The following is a 20,359-nucleotide window of genomic DNA, read 5'->3' as shown; positions in this document are numbered from 1 at the left end:
ACGTCGCCGATCCGCCTCCTGTCTCTCACTCACACCTACGCAGCGCAAGCGCCTCCGGGCGGCGCTGAAGAACCTGCGTGCCGCGTACGGCTCCTGGTCCTGCCTCGCCGAGGTCATGGGCGTGTCCGTCGCGTGCCTTGAAGGCATCGCCCGCGGACGTGACCACGGCTCGCCCGGAACCGCGCAGCGCGCTGCGAAGGCCGCGGGCATCACCGTGGAGCAGTTGCTCGGCGGGCTCGCGGCGGCGGACCGCTGCCCAACCTGCGGGAGGTCAGGGTGACGAAGCCGCGGAAGGGGGCCGGACGCCCGCCTGCCGCACGACACCCCAGGAAGAAGCCGACGATGGAGGCGATCCTTGCCGAGCGTGGCCTCGTCCTCGCGACGCTCGCCGGCATCCCCAGACGCGACCGCCGCGACGTGGAGGCCGAGGTGTTGCTCAACGCCTGGAACGCCATCCGTCGGGGGCTCTACCGGCCAGACCCGAAGGACAAGCCGCGCGACGCGCTGAGGAAGTGGCTCCACGGCATCGCGTGGCGCCTCGCCTCGCACTACGTCAACAGCGCGTACGTCCGTCATGCCGTGATCCATCCGAGCCCCCTCGGGTTCCTGCGCGAGCCCGTCGGCGTTGACCTGCATGCCCAGATCGAGGCGCGCGAGGTGCTCGACGCCATGGCCAGCCTGCCGACGTGGCAACTGGACGCACTCCTCTCCGTGGACGACCCGGAAAGCGTCTCGGCGTACGCCCGGAAGCACCGCATGAGCCCGCACACGGCGCTCAGCAGGCTCCGCATCGCGCGGGAGGCGTTGGCCTTGCGGCTCAAGAGGTGGCGCCGATGAGCGACCGAGCCGAGAAGCGCCGCGTCCTGACCGAGGAGGACATGACCTTCATCGCGGAGCAGTTGCGCATCCTCGACGCCTACCCCGGCGTGGTCCCCTGGAGCCGCGCCGAACTCTGGGCCGCCGTACTCGACGCCCAGATGAGCGCTACGACCCGCCGCGAGCGCGAGGCCGTTGCGGAACTCGTCGGCGCCCTGCGCATGCTCGACGTGTTGGAGCGGCACTTCCTCCGCAAGTAGCCCGTCTCTCCCCGCCGTCACCTCGCCCTCCGCATCGCCATCCCACAGCGCCCTGAACGCCTGCCCCTGGACAGGCGGCGAGTTACAGCGCGAGCCGCTCGACGATATACGCGTATGCATGGCCAAAGGCGGCAAGCGCGATATCTCAGAGACTGCCACAGTTGCATGCTGGAACTGCGGGGAACTCGTGAAAGTCAGTAGCGATGCCCTGCTCACCAAGACCCAGCCACCTTGCAATTGCGGACAAGAGATAAGCTCTATAGCTCTATTAAAGAGCATGGGCAGCTTCAAAGATGAGTCACCAGATGTGCCGCGCCCCAAGATCAGGCAACCAGGGATGTCGACGGTCGAAGTGGCTAAGGCTGGCTTGCTCAGCAAGCGCATCCAAGCGGATATCGACGCCGAGAGGCCATATCGTGAGCGCGTGGCCCCATTACACGCGACCATGGTCATCCTTGAAAAACTCATGAAGAAGCGTCACAAGGCGTAGGGTCTTAACCCTACATATGGCTGTGGCCATCACGAGCATGGCGCGCGTGTTCCTGATGTCCTGCAACGTAGAACGGACCCCCGTCAACAGTGCAACTGCTTTCGCGTCGGACGATTCGCGCTCGGTCGACTCGTCAACCTCGCGCCTGATGTCGCGCAGGGCCGCCACTGAGTCCAGCGCCGCGCGCGCTGCCATGTAGACGCCCGCGTCGTTGCCAACGGGATCGCTCACCGCGCACCGCCCGCGCAACGTGCCAGTGCCGCTATGACATTCCCTGTCCTTTCGAGCCCTCTTCTGCGCGCTTCCGAGCGGTTTTCCTCGGCAAAAACGCTATAATCAGAGGACCTTAGACGAAAACGCCCCGCTCCCAGCGGCAAACTAGGAGCAGGGCGGCAGAAGCCGAGCGGTGCGACCCGTCCGACGTCCTGGCAGACCGGATCGTGGGTCCTCCGCCGGGGAAAGGCAAGGGTCCCGTGGCGAACGTGCTCCCGCGAGAGCGGCAGCTTGCCGTGCTCGCTGCCTTGGTGGACGGCAACAGCGAGCGCGCCGTGAACCGGATGACCGACGTCAGCCGAGGGGCGATCGGCCGCTTCGGGCTCGCTCTCGGTGCCGGAGCGGAGCGCCTCCATGACCGGCTGGTGCGCGGGCTCCGGTGCGAGTCGGTCCAAGCCGATGAGGTGTTCTCCTACGTCGGCAAGAAGCAAGCCCGTGTGACGGCTGCCGATGCGCCCGGCATCGGGGAGACGTACTCCTTCACGGCCTTGGACACCGCCTCGCGCCTCGTCATCGCCTGGCGCGTGGGCAAGCGCGACATGGACACGTGCAGCGCCTTCATCGGTGACCTCCGGTCGAGACTCCTGGTGATGCCGCAGATCACCACGGATGGCTTCGCGCCGTACATCGCCGCTGTAGCGGCGCACTTCGGGCTCAGCGTGGACTTCATGCAGACTGTCAAAAACTACCGCACTGGCTCCTACCGGGGCCCGGACCACCGCTACGAGCCCCCGCGGGACCCGTTCATCACGAAGCACACCGTGTTCGGCACGCCTGACCCGAAGAAGGCTTCCACGGCGTACGTGGAGCGCCTGAACGGCACCACGCGCCATCTGCTCGGCCGCATGCGCCGGCTGTCGTACGCCTTCAGCAAGAGCCCCCAGCACCACCGTGCCGCCGTGGCCCTGCACTACACCTACTTCAACCTGTGCTGGACCGTGCGCACGCTGCGGGTGACGCCCGCCATGGAGGCGGGTCTCACCGGGCACGTGTGGAGCCTGGAGGAGCTCCTGGACGCCATCATGTCCGAGCCGGCCGGCGAGAAGCCCCAGCCGCAGCCCTTGGAGCACCGGCGGCCCGACACGCCCGCCAGGGCGTTGCCCGGCGGCCGTGGCTTCCTGCGCCTCGTCACCGCCCCGACGCCCGCACTCCGCCGTCCGACCGTCCAGCCGGACCCGCCACCCGTCGCACCGGTCACGCCCGCTCATGACGCGCCTCCGGCCGGCTCGGCGCAGCTCGATCTGCTGTCGTGGCGCCCGAAGCCGAGGGCCCCCGAGCAGCTCCTCCTCTTCCCAGAACCGCCGCCCGAATGAGGGCCAGTTTTGCGGCCACCGCAAAGAGGGCCACGACCGGACGACGAGTGTCAGCCCAGGTCACGTCCTTGACGGCATGTCGCTATCGACCGCTTTCCCACATCGCAACCTGTCGGAACGCCAGACGACAAGCGTCCTGTCAGGTCACGCTCTCGACGGCACATCGATATCGACCGCTTTCCCAGATCTCGACCTGCCGGAACGCCGGACGGCGAGCGTTCGAGTGGGTGGAGGGGTACTTCGGCCAAGGGTAGGGGCTTTTGAACCGTGAGGTCGCCAAAAGACGCCAAGAAACGCCAGAAGACGCCAGAATTTTTGTGTTTTTTCTTGGCGTCTTCTGGCGTTTTTTTGGCGTCTTTTGGCGACTTCACGGCTTCGCGGAGCCCGACGCCGACCACGGCCCGCACGTCGGCAGGCCCACGGTCTTCTGGACGCAGGCGGCCGTCACCGGCGACGTCACGACGGCCGCAATCCTGCCGGCGGCCACCTGATCACAGACGGCGGTCGGCAGCTGGATCCGCCCGTCCTCCGCCACCTGGAAGCCATCGGCGCTGCCGGCGTCGAGCGCCACAAGGCAACGTTCGGCGTCATCGCAGATCCCGTCGCCCGCCGCGGTCTCCAGCGCCACGTTGAGCGGGACCCCGGCCTCGCCCGCGATCGAACACGCCGCGTCGACCTCCGCAGGCGTCGTGCCCTGGAAGCAGGCCGTCACGTCGAAGCAATCGCCGTCGCCGTCGCCGTCACCGCCGCCATAGACGTTCGCGGGCGCGTAGTCGGGGAGCGCGCCCGCATCGACCTCGCTCGACGCACACGCCCCCGCGACGCAGGTCTGCCCTTCCAAGCAGTGCTTGTTCACAACGCCGCCGCTCCCGTCGCTCTCGCCCGAGTCGTCGCAGAGGAAGTTGAGCGGCAGCGTCAGCAGCGCGACGCGGTTCTTCGGGATCCTCGTGACCGCCTCGCGCAGGATGCGTATCGCGCCGAGCTCGTCCCCGATGAGGGCGCTGACCTTGATCCGGATCGAGTCGCCCCCGCCGCTCGAGGAGTAGAAACCGATCGTCGCCGGCAGACGCGCGGCGGCGTCGGCCTTGCCGAGCCGCTCGTAGGTCGCCGAGAACTTGGGGGTGCCGCCCTCGAACACCTGCACCTGGAGAGCGCCGAAGTCCTCGGGCATGCGGAGATCCGTCGAGACGGCGAGCATGATCTCGTCCGGCGGAGAGCACCCGCAGGCCGCGACAGCGACGAACGCGGCGAGCGCCGCCCGGGCGACGGCGCTCATCGGCCACCTCCGAAGGGGATCGTGAACTTGGCGCCGCCCTGCCGGGACAGGGAGACCGAGCCAGGCGACGTGCGGCCGTCCACCGGCGGCTCCGGGCCGAAGACCCCCGTGGCGACCAGGACCGCGCCCGCGAGCACCAGCACACCGCCGCCGATCCAGAGCCAGGTCTCGACGTTCCCTTGCTTGGGCTGCGGGACCAGCGTGACCTGCACGCGGCGCGTCTGGTTGTCCTGGATCATCACCTCGGACTGGTGCGTCACCATGCCGGACGCCGTGACGCGGAGCGCGTGACCGCCGCTCGGCACAGGACCGTCGTAGCCGCCGCGGCCGACCACGCGACCATCGACGGAGATGACGGCGTCCGGCGCCGCCGTGACGATGAGCCGCCCTTGATGAACCTCTTTCTCCAGCGTGGCCGTGACCGTCACCTCGCCGCCGCCCGTCACCTGCTGGGAGACCTCGACGTCCTTGAAGCCCTTCTTGGTCACCCGGATCTTCCGGGTGCCGACGTCGAGCAGCACGGGCTCGCTCAGCGGCGTCTGGCCGACCTCCTCGCCGTCGACGAAGACCGTGGCCCCCACCTCGCTGGCCTTCAGATCGAGCCGGCTCACGTAGGCCTTCGTCGCCTCGATGAGCGCAGCGGCGTCCTTGCGATCCTGCTCCCCGAGCTGGGGGCCGGCGTCCCTGAGGAGCTTCTCGACCGTCCCGAGGAGGCGCGCGTAGCGCTTCAGGTTCTTCTGGCAGAGGGCGATGTTCCAGAGCAGCCGCGGGTCGCCAGAGAGCTCGAAGGAACGCTCGAACTTGATGATGGCGTTGCGGTAGTCGCCGTCGTTGAAGAGGATCCGCGCCGCCTCGTACTCGGCCTTCGCCTCGCCGGTGAGCGTCGCGGACAGCGGCCCCTGGACGGCAGGCGCGCCCGCGGCAGGCGCCGGCTGCGCCCCCGCAGGCGCCGGCTGCGCCCCCGCAGGCGCCGGCTGCGCTCCCGCGGGCGCGAGGGCCGTCAGCACGGCGCCGCCGAGGGCGACCGCGGCGCCGACACGACGGCTCCTGCTGCTCCACAGCGGGAGCCGTTCGCTTCCTGGCCAACTCATCTGGGCTTACCTTTGTCGTTCAGCACATCGAAGATGCTCCCCGGCTGCGCGGCGGTCGCGGTCGGCGCGGCTGTCGCGGCCGGTGGGGCCGAGGGCGCGGCGGTGGGCTTCGGCCGAGGGCTCGTGGCGACCGGCGCCGCGCTCGACGGCGCCTTCGGCCCGGCGGTCGACACCGGCGCCGCGGTGGCCACCGGCGCGGCGGTCGACACCGGGGACACCGTCGCTGACGGCGCCGCGGTCGCCGGCGGCTGCAGCTCCGCGGTCACCTCCGGAGGCGCGACCGGCGGGGGCGGGGCCGGCGTCGCGGGCGCCGAGGGCTCGGCGGAGGCGGTCGCCGCCACGGCCGACGGGTCGGCGGGAGGAGCGTCCGCGCCGCCATGGAACGTGACGAAGCGCAGGATCCCGCCGATCACCACGGCGACGCCCACCACGGCCAGCGCGAGCACGACGCCGCTCCGCGAGCGCGGCCCGGGCGCGGCGCCCCCGGCCGTCCAGCCGGGCGCGGTGCCCGCCGCGCCAGCGGTGTGGCCGGCCGCGCCGACCGCGCCGCCCGCCGTCGCGCCGGCGGGCGGCGCCGCGCTGTGCCGCGCGGTCGCCGCGGGGACGCCGCTCACGCGCTCCTGCGACGTCTGCCAGGCGGGCGGCGTGCTCATGCGCTCGCGCACGGAGCTCGCCCGGTCCCGGAAGGAGACCGCGGGGACGAGCCCCAGCGTCCGCTCGATCCGCTCCAGCGAGGCCAGCGCGAGCGGAGGCCCGAAATCGACGATGGCGCCCGCGAGTTCGGCGACCGACTTGAAGCGCTTCGCGACGTCCCTCTCGAGGCAGCGCAGGATCGCCGCCTCGAGGCCCGGCGGCAGGTCGCGCCGGAACGTGGTCGGGGGCGGCGGCGACTCGGTGTTGATCATCAGGATGAGCTCGGACAGCGAGCTCGCGTCGAAGGGGACACGCGCCGTGAGCAGCTGGTAGAGGATGGCGCCGAGCGACCAGATGTCCGCGCGCGCGTCGACCGAGCGCGCCGAGCGCATCTGCTCGGGCGCCATGTAGAGCGGCGAGCCGAGCACCATCGCCGTCTTCGTCAGCCCGAGCTCCGGCTCGGCCCCGGCCGTCGACGGGTCCGCGAGCGCCTTCGAGATGCCGAAGTCGAGCACCTTCACCATGCCGGTGCCGTCCGCCGCGCGCGTGAGGAAGAGGTTCGCCGGCTTGAGATCGCGGTGGATGATGCCGGCCGCGTGCGCCTCGGCGATGGCCTCGCAGGCCTCGAGCACGTAGCCCACGGCCTCCTCCAGATCGAGCGGGCCGCGCTGCCGCAGCGTCTCCTGGAGGTCGCTCCCCTCCAGGTACTCCATCACCATGAACGGCGCGCCCGTCTCGAGCGTCCCGACGTCGAGCACGCGCGCGACGTGCTCGCTCTTCAGGCGCACCGCCGCGCGCGCCTCGCGCACGAAGCGCTCCACCATCTCGTCGTTGGCGCCGGGATGGAGCAGCTTGATGGCGACCCGCTGGTGGAGCTTCTCGTGCAGCGCGGCGACGACGACGCCCATGCCCCCTTGCCCGAGGATGCGCTCGACCCGGTATTTCCCCGATAGAATTTGACCTTCGGTGACCGGTGAGCTCACGGACGCTCCCGCGCTGGGGCTGCCTCGAGGGCGCCACCACCGCCACGTTATCCAGGGGGCCACCTTATGCGATCCGGCGCTCGCATCCAAGGCCATTGCCGCGCTACCTGCCACGTGATCGGGATCACGTCGCTTCCCTTGCGGCCGAGGGCGACTACCCTACGCGCCATGCCCCGCATCGCCAGTGTCGAGCGCAAGACGCGCGAGACCGACATCCGCATCGAGATCGATCTCGACGGCCAGGGCCGCTCGGAGATCAAGACGCCGCTCCCCTTCCTCACGCACATGCTCGATCAGATCGCCCGCCACGGCCTGTTCGATCTCACCATCCACGCCGAGGGCGACGTCGAGATCGACGGCCACCACACGACCGAGGACTGCGGCATCACCCTGGGTACGGCCGTGCAGAAGGCGCTCGGCGACAAGGCGGGCATCGCCCGCTACGGCGAGGCGACCCTCCCCATGGATGAGGCGCTCGCGCAGTGCGCGCTGGACCTCTCCGGCAGGCCGTACTTCGTCTGGCGCGTGCCGCTGCCCAAGGCGAAGCTCGGCACCTGGGACGTCGAGCTCGCCCCGGTGTTCTTCGAGGGCTTCGCGCGCGGCGTCGGCGCGAACCTCCATGTCCGCCTCATCGAGGGGGACAACCTGCACCACATCGTCGAGATCTGCTTCAAGTCGTTCGCCAAAGCGCTGATGAAGGCGACCCGGATCGAGCCGCGCGTCGCCGGCATCCCGTCCACCAAGGGGAGCCTCTGAGCCATGCAAGCCATCGCGCTCGTCGATTTCGGGATGGGCAACCTGCGCTCCGTGGAGCGGGCGCTCCTCCAGGCCGCCGAGGACGCCGGCGCGCCGTGCGCGGTGACGCGCACGGGCGACCCGGAGATCATCGGCCGGGCCGACAAGGTGGTGGTGCCCGGCCAGGGCGCCTTCCGCGACTGCGCCGCGGCGCTGCAGAGCGGCATCGGCGAGGCGCTGCGCGCGCAGATCCGGAAGGGGACGCCCTACCTCGGCATCTGCCTCGGCATGCAGGCGCTCTTCGACGGGAGCGAGGAGGCGGAGGGCGCGCGCGGGCTCGGCGTGTTCCCCGGCACCGTCAAGCGCCTCACCCCACAGCCGAGCGCGGCCGAAGCGGACGCGGCTCCCGGCGAGCCCTGGGTCGGGATCAAGATCCCCCACATGGGCTGGAACCGCATCGCGTTCGCGCGCGAGGTAGAGGGCCCGCTCGCGGTGTTCGCGGGCGAGCGCCCCTTCGTCTACTTCGTCCACAGCTACCACGCCGTCCCGCTCGACCCCGCGCTGGTCGCGGCGACGACGGAGCACGGCCCGCACCGCGTCACCGCCGCGATCGAGCGGGACAACGTCACCGCGACGCAGTTCCACCCCGAGAAGAGCCAGGCCGCCGGCCTGCGCCTGCTCGCCCGCTTCCTGGACGGCTGACCCGCCCGCCCGCGCGTCAGTGCGGGCGCAGCAGGCGCTGGTGCACCTGCTTGACCTGCGCGAGCTTGAGGTGCGCGCCCAGGGGAAGCTCGGGCGCGCGCGCCACGCCGCGCCCGCGCCGCGGCCGCGCCGGGCGCGAGGGGGGGATCGGCGAGGAGATCGACGAGGAGCGCCGCGCCGCCCTCACCCGCTGCGGCCGCCGCGGGGCGAGCGGGAGATCGACGATGAACGCCGCGCCGCAGCCGAGCTCGCTCTCGACCCGGATCGCGCCGCCGTGCGCGCGCGCCGCGACGTGCGCGATGTACAGGCCGAGCCCCAGGCCGCCGAAGCGCTCCACCGGGACGGCCCGCTCGAAGCGCGCGAAGATCCGCTCGTGGTCCTCCCGCGCGATCCCCATGCCGTGGTCGCGCACGATGAGCCGCGCCCGCGCGCGCGTCCCGCGCACCTCGATCGAGATCGGCTTGCCCTCGCCGAACGTGAGCGCGTTCTTGATCAGGTGGAACGCCATGCGCTCGAGCTGCGACCGGTCCCACCAGCCGATCACCGGGCCCTCGGCCGCGACCGAGATGGCGCCGCACGCGGCCGGCCGGTGCGCGACCGCCGTCGCGACCACCTCGCGGATGAGCCCGACGAGGTCGACGGGCTCACGGGTCGGGGCGCCGTGGGCCAGGCCGCCGTGCCTCGCCTGGAACATGTCGTCGCAGAGCCGGGCGAGACGGCCGAGCTGGCGGTCGAAGACGATCAGCATCGCCGCCGCCCACGCGGGGGTCTTCTCCGGCTCCTGCTGGCTCATCCGCTTCGTCAGCTGGAGCTGCAGGAGGAGCGAGGTCACGGGCGTCCTGATCTCGTGCGCGGCGAGCACGAGGAAATCCTCCCGGATCCGGGCGGTGTCGCCCCGGATCGGGACAGCGGGGATACGAGGGTCGAAGTCGTCCAAAAACGCGGTCATGGCAGAGCCTGCTGGGCGGAGTTGTGGTGTGCCCCCGCGCCCGCGAAGGCATGGAGTGTGCCGCCCAGGAGGGCCCGCAGATTGGCACTTCTGGCAGCAGGAGAGCGCCCCATCTGCCGAGCGGACGCGCGTCAAGGCGTCGCATCGCGCCGTCCACTGCGCAAAAAACCAGCGATGGTGAGCCGAGCCGCCTGGACCGTTTTGCAGCGCGCGGCGCCTCGGGTCACGCCGGAGCGCCGCCAGGCTGCTGCAGTACACGGGTCAGGGCGCACCCCTGCTTGCGGGCCAGGGTCCGCGGAGCAGCTTTGTCCGCATGCAACACCAGAGTGGAGAGCAACACCGGAGTGTGGAGCCGGGGGCCCGGGTCCAGGTCCGCGGATCCATGAGCGAGCTGCACGCGCTCCTCAGGGAGTTCGACACCGCCATGCTCGTCACGATGACCCCGGAGGGGCTGATGCGGGGGCGGCCGATGGAGATCCAGGAGCCGGCCGAGCTGATGGACTGCGATCTCTGGTTCGTGACGGAGGACGAGGCGGCGAAGACAGGCGAGATCGCCCGCGAGCACCAGGTGGCGGTCTGCTGCTACAGGCCGCGGGATCGGGCGTACGTCTCGATCTCGGCGCGCGCGACGATCGAGAGGAACGAGGAGAAGATCCGGAGCCTCTGGAAGCCCTCGTGGAAGGCGTGGCTGCCGGCCGGCCCCACCCACCCTCACGCCGCCCTCCTGAAGCTCTATGTCGAGCGCGCCGAGTACTGGGAGCCCGAGGGCGGGCGGCTGCGGGTCCTCTACGAGAAGGCCAAGGCGCTCGTCCAGCGGAGGTCGGCGGAAGACAAGCTGAACCCGCCGAAGCACATCTGAGCCGCGCCTGCGGCGGCGATCGAGCGGGCGTACCCCGAAGCGAGAGGGTCCCTGGGCTGGATGAACCTCGGATGGATCAGCCAGGTGCCGGCGTAGCGTCGGCCGCGCGCTGCGCGCGCTCCCCGTCAGGGGTGCCGCCGCCCTCGAGCGCCGCGCAGATCTCGGCAAAGCTGTCAAAGGGTGTGCACGGTGTCCCGTCGCGGGAGCAGAGCGCGTCGAGGGCGCTGTCCCGCACCGCGAACACGCGATCGCAGCACCGCGCCGCGGGGTAATCGAGCCGGCCGTCGCCGATGTAGACCGTGGAGGTCTCGCCGGTGGCCGCCTTCAGCTGGTCGAGCACGCGGATCTTGAAGTCCTCGCCGGGACCGAGCGGCACCGTCTCCGGCACGGTCACGCGCCAGCGCCCGTCGAAGACGGCATCGAAGCAAGAGAACGCGGTGCCGGGCGGCAGGAACTCGCGGATGTAGAACGGCAAGCCGTGGCTGATCACGTGGAACACCCACGACCGGCGGGCGCACAGGGCCAGGAGATCCTCGAAGCCCGACCGCAGCCCGGCGTGCGGGCGCAGCTCGGCCAGGAGCTCGGCGGCCGGGCGATCCACGTCGGCGTAGCCGCGGCGGAGGAGCTCGAACGGCGTGAGCTCGCCGGAGGCGGCAGGCGCGAGCAGCACCTGCCGCCAGTCATAGCGAAGGTGGGCGTCCCAGACCCGGTTCGTCAGGTCGTCGCGGGTGATGGTCCCGTCGAAGTCGCAAAGAATGAGCACGACCGCTGATTTGCACGCCGCCACGCCGGACGCCACCGCCGTGCTGCGCTGACGGGCCCTCGCCACGGGATCGCCTCCCACGGCGAGGGCGCGGCGCGCGCCCCCGAGCCGGGCCTCCGCGCAGGATCAGCCGCCGGTCGCGGCCAGGCCGCGACCGTCAGAGCGCGACAGGGAACGGATTGCGCTCGCTGAACCCGGCCTGGTGAAAGTAGGGATAGGGCAGCTTCGTCTTGCTCGCGGCGTCCAGCTTCGCGATGTGCTCTGGCGCGAGGTTCCAGCCGACGGCGCCGAGGTTCTGTCGAAGCTGCTCCTCGTTGCGAGCGCCGATGATCACGTTCGCGACGCTCGGCCGCTGCAGCAGCCAGTTGAGCGCGATCTGCGGGACGGTCTTGCCCGTCTCCTTCGCCACCGCGTCGAGCGCGTCGACCACACCATAGAGGTACTCGTCGTCGATCTGCGGCCCCCCCTCGGTAGACAGCTTGTTCCGGAGCCGGCTGACCTCGGGCAACGGCTGCCCGCGCCGGATCTTCCCCGTGAGCCGCCCCCAGCCCAGCGGGCTCCAGACCACCGCGCCGACCTTCTGATCGAGCGCCAGCGGCATCAGCTCCCACTCGTAGTCGCGCGCCACGAGCGAATAATACGCCTGGTGCGCCACGTACCGAGAGAGACCATATTTCTCCGACACCGCGAGCGACTTCATCAGGTGCCAGCCGGAGAAATTCGAGCAGCCCAGGTAGCGGATCTTCCCCGCTCGCACGAGATCGTCCAGCGTGCCGAGCGTCTCCTCGAGGGGCGTGACCGCGTCGAAGCCGTGCAGCTGAAAGAGATCGATGTAATCCGTCTGCAGCCGGCGCAGGCTCCCCTCGATCGAGCGGATCAGATGATACCGCGACGAGCCGACGTCGTTGGGGCCCTTGCCGCTCCGGAAGGTCGCCTTCGTGGAGATGATGACCTTGTCGCGCCTGCCCTTGATCGCATGGCCGAGGATCTCCTCGGCGAGCCCGTCGGAGTAGATGTCGGCCGAATCGAACATGTTCATCCCGGCCTCGAGCGAGACGTCGACCAGCCGAGTCGCCTCGGCCACGTCGCTCGATCCCCACCCCCGGAAGAACTCGTTGGAGCCACCGAACGTCCCCGTCCCGAGGCTCAGCACCGGTACCTTGAACCCTGACCCGCCGAGCTGTCTGAACTCCATGAATCGCCTCCGCGCCAAATGGGGACAACCTCGGAGCGCGGGGGAGAGGAGCGCCGGACATCAGGCTCTCGCCCCCTTGCCGCGGTCGTGGACGGTTAGGAACTCCAAAGCGATCCGGAAGTCAAGCGCCACCGCGATCATAGGCCGAGATCGAACCGGAACGCCCGCAGCGCCTCCGCGCTCGCAGAGCACCGGAGGCGCTCGTCACGCGGCATCTGCCCGAGCGTGCGCGTGTGCCCGGCCGGGATGAACATCGGCTCCCAGTGGATGCCCTCGTCTCCCCGCCGCTCGACGGCGATCTCGCCGGGGACGCGGCCCGTGTAGACACGCAGCGTCCGGCCGTCGCAATAACACACCTTCTGGACCACGTGCGCGGCGCGCGACTGCCCCGGTGGGATGAGGGAGCAAATCCGGTCCTGCAGCCGCTCCCAGAACGGCATCACGAGCGGGCCCGGGAAGCCGTTCAGGTGCTCGATGAAGAGGCCGCCGTGCTCGACGAAGAGCGGCACGAGGGAGAGCCGGTAGGCGGCGAGGGCCTCCTCGCGAACGACGGTGTCGAGATCCGAGGAGAGGATCTGGGGCACGTCGAGCCGGAGGACGCGGAGCGGCGTCGGGGCGTCCTTCCATACATACGTCATGTCCGCGATCTTGCGGTGGTTCGACGAGACGAAATAGACCATGACCACCGCCCTCACCCGTCCCCTCACGCGTCCCCTCACCCGTCCCCTCACGCGTCCAGAGCGTCGAGCAGGTCCACGACGCTCTTCGTCTTGTCGTTCGGGTCGAGCTCGATCACGTCGATGTGCCAGTCCTCGAGCAGCGCCGGCTGGACGAGCCCGGCGCCGAACGTCGCCCAGTAGCCGCGGCGGTTCGAGGCGCGCCTCGCGAGCTGCGGGCTGCCCTCGATGCGCATCTGCTCCATGCGGTACCAGATGTACCGGATGTCGACGTCGCCGAAGCTGTAGCCGAGGAAGAGGAAGCTGTTGCTGAGCAGATCGGCCCGCAGGCGCTGATCGGGCGCCGCCTCGAGCCGGAGGCGGCTGAAGTACTGCGATTCGGTGAGCACCACCGTCTCGGGCCACTCGAGGTCTCCATGAAACTTGATGACGTGGCACGCCCCCTGCGCCGGGCACCGCGCGAAGTCGTCGAACCTGGCGAGCGCCACGGCCTCTTTGCCTGCGTCCCGCAGCGCCTCCTCGATGTGGTGCTCGAAGTTGGTCGTGTAGATGGTCGAGAAGTCGCGGCGCGCCAGGGCCTTGTGCTGGCACGAGCTCCTGCGCCGCTCGTCCACCTCGCCCGCGTGGAAGCGCGCGCGCATCTCGGCGATGAAGCTGTCGAGGCCGCCCGCGCACTCGCGGGCGAAGAAGCCGGCGAGCTGCGGGGGCAGGCCGTGCAGCTCGAAGAGCGCTGGCTCGAACCCGAGCGCGGCGCCCATCCACCCCATCAGCTCCTTCCACATCGGCAGCCGGAGCGGGGCAGAGAAGCCCGCGCCCAGAAAGGGGATGAGGCGACCTTCCCGGTACGCCTGCCGGAGCGGGATCGCCGCTTGCTCGAGCGTGAGTACAGCCATCTTCAGCGAGCGATGGTATCTGCCCGACGACCTCGCGCAACCAGCGCCCGCCGGGCCGGAACGCCTCGCCCCGAGCGGATGTCGGCGCGGATGTCGGCCGGCGCGCAAGGACAGAAGCCGCGATGCATCAGGACACACGCGGCAGAGCCCGGCGCTGCGGAGGAGGGCGCCGGTCGCACCTCGCTCCCCACGGCGCCAGAGCGGCGTCGAGCGGGCCCTCTTCGCGGACCTCCAGCCGGGCGGGTCGAGGTCGCCGCGGGGAGACGGGCGGTGGGGACACGCGGATCTGGGGGGAAACGTGTGGGAGTGGGTGCTGGATTCGTTCGCGGCGGACGACCCGCTCGAATGCGATGACTGCGCCGTCCTCACCCCCGACACGAACCACATGATCTGGGGCGGGGGCTGGCGCAGCGGGAAGGAGACATTGCTCACCTCAGCCTTCCAGGAGCGCCCGCCGACGGGCCACTTCGCGGGCGCAGGGCTGCGGTGCGCACGGGCGCGGTGATGCGCGCGGTCGGACGTCGCGGCGTCGCGGCCGCGGCTCCGCGCTGCGCGCCCTTCGCGGGTCCCTGGATCCTTGACGCGACAGCCGCCGCGCGCGACCCTCCCGCCGTGTCGGGCACGCTCGCGGACGGAACGGTCTTCGCGCACCGCTATCGCGTGGCGCGCCTCCTCGCCGTGGGCGCGATGGGGTCCGTCTACGAGGTCGTGCACATCGAGACGAACCGCCGCCGGGCGCTGAAGGTGATGCACGCGTACCTCTTCCAGAGCGAGGAGATGCGCAGCCGCTTCAAGCGCGAGGCGCAGATCACGGCGGACATCGAGAGCGAGTACATCGTCGACGTCTTCGACGCGGGCATCGACGAGGCGACGGGCATGCCGTTCCTCGTGATGGAGCTGCTCCGCGGCGAGGAGCTCGGCCAGCGCCTCAAGCGCCTCGGCAGGCTGCCTCCCGGCGAGGTCGCGACGTACCTCCAGCAGACCGCGTCGGCCCTCGACCGGACCCACGCGGCGTCCATCATCCACCGGGATCTCAAGCCGGAGAACCTGTTCGTCACCCAGCGCGACGACGGGACGCCCCGCATGAAGATCCTCGACTTCGGCGTGGCGAAGCTGCTCGCCGAGGGCGGGACGGGGGCCGGCATCACGCGGAGCCTCGGGACGCCCATCTACATGGCGCCCGAGCAGTTCCGCACCGACACGAAGCTCACCAGCGCCGTGGACATCTACGCGCTCGGGATGATCGCGTACACGCTGCTCGTGGGGACGCCGTACTGGAGCCCGGAGGCGCTCAGCGCGAACGACGTGATCGCGTTCGCGCTCGTGGCCGTCAACGGGCCGCAGGAGCCGCCGGTCCACCGGGCGATGTCGCAGCGGGTGGTGCTGCCGCAGAGCTTCGATGGCTGGTTCGCTCGGGCCACCGCCGTCGATCCGGCGGCGCGGTTCCGCCTCGCGAGCGAGGCGGCGCAGGCGCTCTCCGAGCTGCTCGGCCTCGCGCCGGCCAGCAGCGGGCGTTCGCCCCGCCCGACCACGCCGCCCTGGGCCCTGGCGAGCCCCTCGGCGCACGCGCTCACCGCGCCCGCGATCACCGCGCTCACCACGCCCGCGATCACCGCGCTCACCACGCCCGCGATCACGGCGCCCGCGATGATGCCGCCGGTGGCGACGAGCGTCGGCCCGATGGGGCCGGAGCACCCGTCTCGCTCCCCGGTCGCACCCCTCGCGGCGACCATGGAGACGTCGGTGACGTCCGTCCCTTCAGGGAACACCACGCCGATCGCGCCAAACCGAGCCCCGCTCGTCGCCGCCGCGGTCGTCGTCGGGCTCGGGGTGCTTGGCGCAGGGACCTGGCTCCTGATCCGCGCCGGGGCCCAGGCCGATCCGGCGGTGGCCGCGCCGCCTTCGGCCCCCGCGCCGGACGCCGCCTCGGCGAGCGCCGCCGCGACCGCTGCGCCGAGCGCGACGCCGCCGGCAGAGCCGCCCGCGCCGGCGCCCAGCGCCTCCGCGCCGGCGCTCGCCGCGGAGCCCACCCCGCCCGCGACCAGCGCCAGCGCCAGCGCGGGGCCGGCCGCGCGCGGGGCGGCGGGCGCTCCCCCGAAGGTGGCGCCGAGGCCCGCTTCGACCGGGCGAACAGGCGCCGCCTCTCGCCCCAAAGTCCCTTTGCTCGGACGAGATTGAGGCCGATGTCCGCCGCGCTGCCGGTCCGATCCTCGCCGACACCCATCGACACCTTCGCCTGTGGATGCCCCAGAACATGACACGTCGCCTGCGCCGGATGGCTCCTCTCGCTCTCGTCCTCTGGCCGCTCGCCGCCGCGACGCCCGCCGCGGCGCAGGACAGCGCGGCCGCGGAAGCCCTCTTCAACCGGGGGCTCGCCGAGATGGAGGCGGGCCAGTACGAGACGGGCTGCAACGCGATCGCCGAGAGCCATCGGCTCGAGCCCAAGCCGGGGGCGCTCTTCACGCTGGCCATCTGCGAGTCGAGGTGGGGCCGCGTCGCGAGCGCGTTCGCGCACTTCGGGGAGTACCTTGCGCTCCACGAGCAGCTGACGCCGGAGCAGAAGCGCCGGCAAGGCGAGCGGCCCAAGGTCGCCCGGGAGGAGCGCGAGAAGCTGGCCCCGCTCGTGCCGGAGCTCGCGCTCTCCCTGCCGCCCGGAGCCCCCGCGGGGACGGTGGTGAAGCGCGACGGTCGCGCGGTGGACAGCGCCGCGCTGGGCGCGAGCGTGCCGGTGGATCCCGGAGAGCACGTCGTGTCGACGCAGGCGCCGGGAGGGCCTGTCCAGGAGACGCGGATCCACCTCGCGCACGGCGAGAAGAAGCGCGTCGAGCTGCAGGTGAGCGGCGCCCCGCCGCCGTCCGCCGAGGGCCTTTCAGGCCGGCGGGCGGCCGTGTACGTGGCCGGCGGCGTCGGCGTCGCGGGGCTCGTGCTCGGCGGGGTGACGGGCGCGCTCACGCTCGGCAAGAAGAGCGTCGTCCGCGAGCACTGCGGCAGCAGGATCGGCCTGAGCGACCCGACGGCCTGCGACCAGACGGGCCTGGACGCGGCCGAGAGCGCGAGCACCACCGGGCTCGTGAGCACGATCGGCTTCGGCGTGGGGCTGGCCGGGCTCGGGGCGGCGGCGGTCCTCTACCTGACCGAGCCGGAGCAGAGCGACATGACCGCCGGCGCGACGTCGAGGCGGATCCGCGCAGGGGTGCTCGCGGCAGGCCCTGAAGGGGTCGTGCTCGGGGCGAGCGGGTCGTGGTGACGCGGCGGGGCCGTTCACCTTCGCGACCTTCGCCGCCCTCGCCGCCTCTACCCACCGGCGCAGAGGCGCGCTAGACCCGCCGCGTGCAGCTCATCCCCGCCATCGATCTCCTCGGAGGCCAGGCCGTGCGCCTCCATCAAGGGCGCTACGATCAGGTCACCGTCTACGACCAGGACCCGGCGGCGCTCGCCGCTCGCCTCCGCCGTGCCTGCGCTCGGCTGCACGTGGTCGACCTGGAAGGGGCCCGCGCCGGCCTGCCCGTCCAGGCCGACGCCGTCCGCGCCGTCATCGCGGCCTTCGGCGCGGAGGGCGGCAGCGTGCAGGTGGGCGGCGGCATCCGCTCCGCCGCTGCGGCCGAGAGCTACCTCGCGCTGGGCGCCGAGCGCATCGTGCTCGGGACCGCCGCGGTGAACGATCCCGCGCTCGTACGCGACCTCGCCGGCCGCTTCCCGGGGCGCGTCGTGGTCGCCGTGGACGCCAAGGACGGGCGCGTGGCCGTGCAGGGCTGGGAGCAGGTCTCCTCCGTCACCGCCCTCGACGTCGCCCGCGCGCTCGCCGGCGCCCCCGTCGCGGCGCTCCTCTACACCGACGTCTCCCGCGACGGCACGCAGGTCGGCCCCAACCTGGAAGCCACCCGCGAGCTCGCCGCCTCGTGCGGCTTCCCCGTCCTGGCCTCCGGCGGAGTCGGATCGCTCGCTCACCTGCGCGCGCTCGCGCAGATCCCCGGCGTCAGCGGCGTCATCGTGGGCCGCGCGCTCTACGAGGGGGCCTTCACGCTCGCCGAGGCGATCGAGGCGGCGAGCGCCTGACGGCGTGTGTGCGTTTTCGTGTACGATCCCCCCGACAATGCACGAGCGCGACGACCCACGGCCCTCCTCACGCGAAGTCGCGGCGGAGGAGTTCCTGTTTCACCTGCACCGGGGCAGCGAGCTCCTGCAGGACAACCGGGTCCACGCCGCGAAGGCGGAGCTCGAGCGCGCGCTGTCGCTCCAGCCGAGCGATCCCAAGGGGCAAGACCTGCTCGGGATCGTCTACTTCCGGCTGGGGCTCTACCCGCGGGCGATCGCGATCTATGAGCGGCTGATCCAGGCCCACCCGGAGGCGGTCGAGCCGCGCATCAACCTCGCGCTCTCGTACCTCAAGACCGGGCAGCCGGCGCAGGCGCGGTCCGAGCTCGAGAGGGCGCTCGAGCAGAACCCGAAGCACCAGCGCGCGTGGGGCTACCTGGGGCTCGCGTTCCAGCGCATGGGCGACTACGAGCGCGCGAGCCACGCGTTCGCGGCGGGCGGCCACGACGCGATGGCGCGCCGCCTGCTCGACATGACGGGCGGGGCCACGGGCCGCTACTCGATGGAGCCGCCCGACACCGAGGATCAGCCGCCGGTCGAGGCCAAGGTCGAGGTGCAGCGCGCCGCAGGCGAGGCGGTGCAGGCGCTCGATCGCGCCGGCGCGGGCTTCCGGCACGACTCGGATCTGCCGCGCATCCCGTCAGGGACATGGTCGGCCATCGAGCCTGGCCGCGAGATGATGCCGACGATCCCGGCGCCGCCGTCGTTCAAGAGCCTCGGGGCGGACAGCCGCGCGGGAGGCGCGACGAACCCGCCCGGCGCGAGCAGGGCTCCCGGCCCGAGGGTCGGCGCGGCGCCGACGGTCCCGTCGATGCCGGCGGTGCAGGCGCCGCCAGGAGGGAGCGTGGCCCCGACCGTGCGCCGCAGCACGGTGGCGCCCGAGGAGCCCTCCGCGACGGGCCGCTTCGCGATCGCCGTCCCCGCGGCGGCGGACGCGGCGGCGGCGAGCAAGAAGGCGGCGGGGCGGCCGTCGTCGTCCTCGCTGCCGCCTCCAACGGCGGCGCCCGCCGCGCCGCCGCCGGCCGCGACGCCGTCCGCGACGCCGTCCGCGGCGCCGCCGCTGGAGACGCTCTCGGCGCTCGCGCGCGAGCGGCTGCTCGTCTTCCCGCGCGAGGCCGCGGTCACGCGGCACCCGAGCGGCATCGTGCTCGTGCAGTCGGCGAAGGGCTTCGTCGCCCGGCTCGACGCGCTGCGCACCATGAGCGTGCACTCCGGGACCGCCACGCACGTGCTGAAGCGGCAGGCGCGCGGGCGCATCTTCGACGAGCCGCTCGGCGGGCCGAGCACGCCCTTCATCGAGATCGGCGGGCGCTGCGAGCTCGTGCTCGGCGCGCCGGAGGGGCGGCGGCTCCACCCGGTGACGCTCGGGGAAGAGTCCATCTACCTGCGCGAGGACGTCCTCGTCGGCTTCGATCTGCCGATCGGCTACGAGAACGGCCGCCTGCCGGCCGGCGAGGGCGAGGCGGTCGCGATGGTGCAGCTCCGCGGCCGCGGCCACATGGTCCTGTCGGTGCCCGAGCGCGCCGCCGCGCTGGAGATCACCCCGTCGCGGCCGACGTCGACGCGCGCGACCGCGGTGCTCGGGTGGATGGGCCGGCTCCTGCCGCGGACGCTGCCCGCCTCCGAGGCGCCTGGAGGGATGCAGGGCTTCGTGACGTTCGGCGGAGAGGGGATGGTCCTCATCGATGGTCGCTAGCGCGGGCACGTCCCTGCGGGGCATCAAGGCGCAGCGGCGGCGCACGCTCTGGGAAGACGCGCGGAACCTCCCGAACCTGCTCACATTCGCCCGGATCCTCATGATCCCGGCCGTCCTCTTGCTCCTGTCGAGGGGCGCGCCGCGGGACTGCTTCTGGGCCGCGGGCGTCTACTCGCTCGCGGCGATCACCGACATGCTCGACGGCTACCTGGCGCGACGGCAGGGCCTCGTGAGCGTGCTCGGCAAGTTCCTCGATCCGCTCGCCGACAAGCTCATCGTCGCCGCCACGCTCGTGTGGCTCGTGCCGATGGGCCGGATCCCGGCGTGGGCGGTGGTGCTGCTCATCTCGCGCGAGATCACGATCACGGCGCTCCGATCCATCGCCTCGACCGAGGGGCTCGTCATCGCGGCGGGCGACGGCGGGAAGATCAAGACAGCGCTGCAGATGATCGGGATCGTCTGCTTGATCCTCGGCTACCCGTACCACATCCACCTCGGCGTCGACTTCGGAGAGGTCGACGTGGTGCACGTCGGACGGCTGCTCATCTATCTATCGCTCGTCTTCTCGATCACGAGCGCCGCGCAGTACATGGGCCTGTTCATCGACGCCATCGACGCCAAGAACCGGCCTCCCCCTCCGCAGTAGATGGGCAATAGGCA

Annotated in this window: 21 protein-coding genes; 13 read left to right on the top strand and 8 right to left on the bottom strand. The window is 71.7% G+C overall.

What is annotated here, in order from left to right:
- The first annotated feature begins 342 nt into the window (after positions 1–342).
- From WME95_RS15885 to WME95_RS15870, 4 genes are all read left to right on the top strand, one after another.
- The gene (locus WME95_RS15885; RefSeq protein WP_437909197.1) at positions 343–837 is read left to right on the top strand and encodes an RNA polymerase sigma factor; all 495 of its coding nucleotides are present in this window, start codon (positions 343–345) and stop codon (positions 835–837) included.
- Positions 834–1,076: a hypothetical protein gene (locus WME95_RS15880; protein WP_437909196.1), complete on the top strand. Its 243-nt coding sequence runs from the start codon at positions 834–836 to the stop codon at positions 1,074–1,076. Before WME95_RS15885 ends, WME95_RS15880 begins: the two co-directional genes overlap by 4 nt.
- Positions 1,077–1,194: 118 nt before the next feature.
- Complete coding sequence (locus WME95_RS15875) at positions 1,195–1,566, top strand: hypothetical protein (RefSeq protein ID WP_437909195.1); 372 nt, start codon at positions 1,195–1,197, stop codon at positions 1,564–1,566.
- A 473-nt stretch (positions 1,567–2,039) separates the two neighbouring features.
- A complete protein-coding gene (locus tag WME95_RS15870) occupies positions 2,040–3,152 on the top strand; it encodes an IS1 family transposase (protein WP_437909194.1) in 1,113 nt (370 codons plus the stop codon).
- 367 nt (positions 3,153–3,519) lie between these two features.
- Here the strand turns inward: WME95_RS15870 and WME95_RS15865 are convergent, their stop codons facing one another.
- From WME95_RS15865 to WME95_RS15855, 3 genes are read right to left on the bottom strand one after another with little or no spacing between them, the layout of a single operon-like run.
- The gene (locus WME95_RS15865) at positions 3,520–4,428 is read right to left on the bottom strand and encodes a hypothetical protein (RefSeq protein WP_437909193.1); all 909 of its coding nucleotides are present in this window, start codon (positions 4,426–4,428) and stop codon (positions 3,520–3,522) included.
- Positions 4,425–5,519 (bottom strand): PEGA domain-containing protein, encoded by a 1,095-nt coding sequence (locus tag WME95_RS15860; RefSeq protein WP_437909192.1) that lies wholly within the window; start codon positions 5,517–5,519, stop codon positions 4,425–4,427. The genes WME95_RS15865 and WME95_RS15860 overlap by 4 nt, the downstream gene beginning before the upstream one ends.
- Positions 5,516–7,135, bottom strand: a complete 1,620-nt coding sequence (locus tag WME95_RS15855; protein ID WP_437909191.1) for a serine/threonine-protein kinase — start codon at positions 7,133–7,135, stop codon at positions 5,516–5,518. The genes WME95_RS15860 and WME95_RS15855 overlap by 4 nt, the downstream gene beginning before the upstream one ends.
- A 168-nt stretch (positions 7,136–7,303) precedes the next feature.
- Between WME95_RS15855 and hisB the strand changes: the two genes are divergently transcribed.
- Both hisB and hisH read left to right on the top strand, forming a co-directional pair.
- Entirely contained in the window at positions 7,304–7,891 is a 588-nt protein-coding gene (gene hisB / locus WME95_RS15850) for an imidazoleglycerol-phosphate dehydratase HisB (RefSeq protein WP_437552686.1), read from the top strand.
- Between the two features lie 3 nt (positions 7,892–7,894).
- Complete coding sequence (hisH, locus tag WME95_RS15845; RefSeq protein WP_437909190.1) at positions 7,895–8,572, top strand: imidazole glycerol phosphate synthase subunit HisH; 678 nt, start codon at positions 7,895–7,897, stop codon at positions 8,570–8,572.
- Between the two features lie 16 nt (positions 8,573–8,588).
- Here hisH and WME95_RS15840 read toward each other — a convergent pair whose 3' ends face one another.
- Positions 8,589–9,521 carry a sensor histidine kinase gene (locus WME95_RS15840; RefSeq protein WP_437552684.1) on the bottom strand — a complete coding sequence of 311 codons (933 nt, stop codon included), beginning with the start codon at positions 9,519–9,521 and terminating at the stop codon, positions 8,589–8,591.
- Positions 9,522–9,903: 382 nt separating this feature from the next.
- Here WME95_RS15840 and WME95_RS15835 point away from each other — a divergent pair, with 382 nt between their 5' ends.
- Positions 9,904–10,380, top strand: a complete 477-nt coding sequence (locus WME95_RS15835; protein ID WP_437909189.1) for a pyridoxamine 5'-phosphate oxidase family protein — start codon at positions 9,904–9,906, stop codon at positions 10,378–10,380.
- 76 nt (positions 10,381–10,456) lie between these two features.
- Here the strand turns inward: WME95_RS15835 and WME95_RS15830 are convergent, their stop codons facing one another.
- The 4 genes from WME95_RS15830 to WME95_RS15815 form a co-directional block, all read right to left on the bottom strand.
- Positions 10,457–11,209, bottom strand: a complete 753-nt coding sequence (locus WME95_RS15830) for an HAD-IB family phosphatase (RefSeq protein ID WP_437909188.1) — start codon at positions 11,207–11,209, stop codon at positions 10,457–10,459.
- A gap of 91 nt (positions 11,210–11,300) precedes the next feature.
- Positions 11,301–12,338: an aldo/keto reductase gene (locus WME95_RS15825; RefSeq protein ID WP_437552681.1), complete on the bottom strand. Its 1,038-nt coding sequence runs from the start codon at positions 12,336–12,338 to the stop codon at positions 11,301–11,303.
- A 137-nt stretch (positions 12,339–12,475) separates the two neighbouring features.
- Positions 12,476–13,018, bottom strand: a complete 543-nt coding sequence (locus WME95_RS15820) for a non-canonical purine NTP pyrophosphatase (RefSeq protein WP_437909187.1) — start codon at positions 13,016–13,018, stop codon at positions 12,476–12,478.
- 47 nt (positions 13,019–13,065) lie between these two features.
- Positions 13,066–13,908 (bottom strand): SIR2 family NAD-dependent protein deacylase, encoded by an 843-nt coding sequence (locus tag WME95_RS15815; RefSeq protein ID WP_437909186.1) that lies wholly within the window; start codon positions 13,906–13,908, stop codon positions 13,066–13,068.
- Between WME95_RS15815 and WME95_RS15810 the strand changes: the two genes are divergently transcribed.
- From WME95_RS15810 to pgsA, 6 genes are all read left to right on the top strand, one after another.
- The gene (locus tag WME95_RS15810; RefSeq protein ID WP_437909185.1) at positions 13,841–14,413 is read left to right on the top strand and encodes an SUMF1/EgtB/PvdO family nonheme iron enzyme; all 573 of its coding nucleotides are present in this window, start codon (positions 13,841–13,843) and stop codon (positions 14,411–14,413) included. The two genes, WME95_RS15815 and WME95_RS15810, sit on opposite strands and share 68 nt — an antisense overlap.
- Positions 14,414–14,520: 107 nt before the next feature.
- Positions 14,521–16,086: a protein kinase domain-containing protein gene (locus WME95_RS15805; protein ID WP_437909184.1), complete on the top strand. Its 1,566-nt coding sequence runs from the start codon at positions 14,521–14,523 to the stop codon at positions 16,084–16,086.
- 97 nt (positions 16,087–16,183) lie between these two features.
- Complete coding sequence (locus tag WME95_RS15800; protein WP_437909183.1) at positions 16,184–17,155, top strand: hypothetical protein; 972 nt, start codon at positions 16,184–16,186, stop codon at positions 17,153–17,155.
- A gap of 83 nt (positions 17,156–17,238) precedes the next feature.
- Positions 17,239–17,964 carry a 1-(5-phosphoribosyl)-5-[(5-phosphoribosylamino)methylideneamino]imidazole-4-carboxamide isomerase gene (hisA, locus tag WME95_RS15795; RefSeq protein WP_437909182.1) on the top strand — a complete coding sequence of 242 codons (726 nt, stop codon included), beginning with the start codon at positions 17,239–17,241 and terminating at the stop codon, positions 17,962–17,964.
- A 37-nt stretch (positions 17,965–18,001) separates the two neighbouring features.
- A complete protein-coding gene (locus tag WME95_RS15790) occupies positions 18,002–19,699 on the top strand; it encodes a tetratricopeptide repeat protein (RefSeq protein WP_437909181.1) in 1,698 nt (565 codons plus the stop codon).
- The gene (gene pgsA / locus WME95_RS15785) at positions 19,689–20,345 is read left to right on the top strand and encodes a CDP-diacylglycerol--glycerol-3-phosphate 3-phosphatidyltransferase (RefSeq protein WP_437909180.1); all 657 of its coding nucleotides are present in this window, start codon (positions 19,689–19,691) and stop codon (positions 20,343–20,345) included. The genes WME95_RS15790 and pgsA overlap by 11 nt, the downstream gene beginning before the upstream one ends.
- The last annotated feature ends 14 nt before the right edge of the window (positions 20,346–20,359 follow it).

It is taken from the genome of Sorangium sp. So ce327 (assembly GCF_051530205.1).
GTDB lineage: Bacteria > Myxococcota_A > Polyangia > Polyangiales > Polyangiaceae > Sorangium > Sorangium cellulosum_B.
The sequence above is the reverse complement of the archived record's forward strand: the minus strand, read 5'-3'. Positions and strand labels throughout refer to the sequence as shown.

Excerpts from the sequence above, each read along its gene's own strand:
- WME95_RS15875 (WP_437909195.1), top strand. The coding sequence starts at position 1,195 with ATGGCCAAAGGCGGCAAGCGCGATATCTCAGAGACTGCCACAGTTGCA.
- WME95_RS15810 (WP_437909185.1), top strand. The coding sequence starts at position 13,841 with ATGAGGCGACCTTCCCGGTACGCCTGCCGGAGCGGGATCGCCGCTTGC.
- WME95_RS15815 (WP_437909186.1), bottom strand. The coding sequence starts at position 13,908 with ATGGCTGTACTCACGCTCGAGCAAGCGGCGATCCCGCTCCGGCAGGCG.
- WME95_RS15865 (WP_437909193.1), bottom strand. The coding sequence starts at position 4,428 with ATGAGCGCCGTCGCCCGGGCGGCGCTCGCCGCGTTCGTCGCTGTCGCG.
- WME95_RS15835 (WP_437909189.1), top strand. The coding sequence starts at position 9,904 with ATGAGCGAGCTGCACGCGCTCCTCAGGGAGTTCGACACCGCCATGCTC.
- WME95_RS15880 (WP_437909196.1), top strand. The coding sequence starts at position 834 with ATGAGCGACCGAGCCGAGAAGCGCCGCGTCCTGACCGAGGAGGACATG.
- pgsA (WP_437909180.1), top strand. The coding sequence starts at position 19,689 with ATGGTCGCTAGCGCGGGCACGTCCCTGCGGGGCATCAAGGCGCAGCGG.
- WME95_RS15840 (WP_437552684.1), bottom strand. The coding sequence starts at position 9,521 with ATGACCGCGTTTTTGGACGACTTCGACCCTCGTATCCCCGCTGTCCCG.
- WME95_RS15825 (WP_437552681.1), bottom strand. The coding sequence starts at position 12,338 with ATGGAGTTCAGACAGCTCGGCGGGTCAGGGTTCAAGGTACCGGTGCTG.
- WME95_RS15820 (WP_437909187.1), bottom strand. The coding sequence starts at position 13,018 with ATGGTCTATTTCGTCTCGTCGAACCACCGCAAGATCGCGGACATGACG.
- WME95_RS15860 (WP_437909192.1), bottom strand. The coding sequence starts at position 5,519 with ATGAGTTGGCCAGGAAGCGAACGGCTCCCGCTGTGGAGCAGCAGGAGC.
- WME95_RS15800 (WP_437909183.1), top strand. The coding sequence starts at position 16,184 with ATGGCTCCTCTCGCTCTCGTCCTCTGGCCGCTCGCCGCCGCGACGCCC.
- WME95_RS15790 (WP_437909181.1), top strand. The coding sequence starts at position 18,002 with ATGCACGAGCGCGACGACCCACGGCCCTCCTCACGCGAAGTCGCGGCG.
- WME95_RS15885 (WP_437909197.1), top strand. The coding sequence starts at position 343 with ATGGAGGCGATCCTTGCCGAGCGTGGCCTCGTCCTCGCGACGCTCGCC.
- hisH (WP_437909190.1), top strand. The coding sequence starts at position 7,895 with ATGCAAGCCATCGCGCTCGTCGATTTCGGGATGGGCAACCTGCGCTCC.
- hisB (WP_437552686.1), top strand. The coding sequence starts at position 7,304 with ATGCCCCGCATCGCCAGTGTCGAGCGCAAGACGCGCGAGACCGACATC.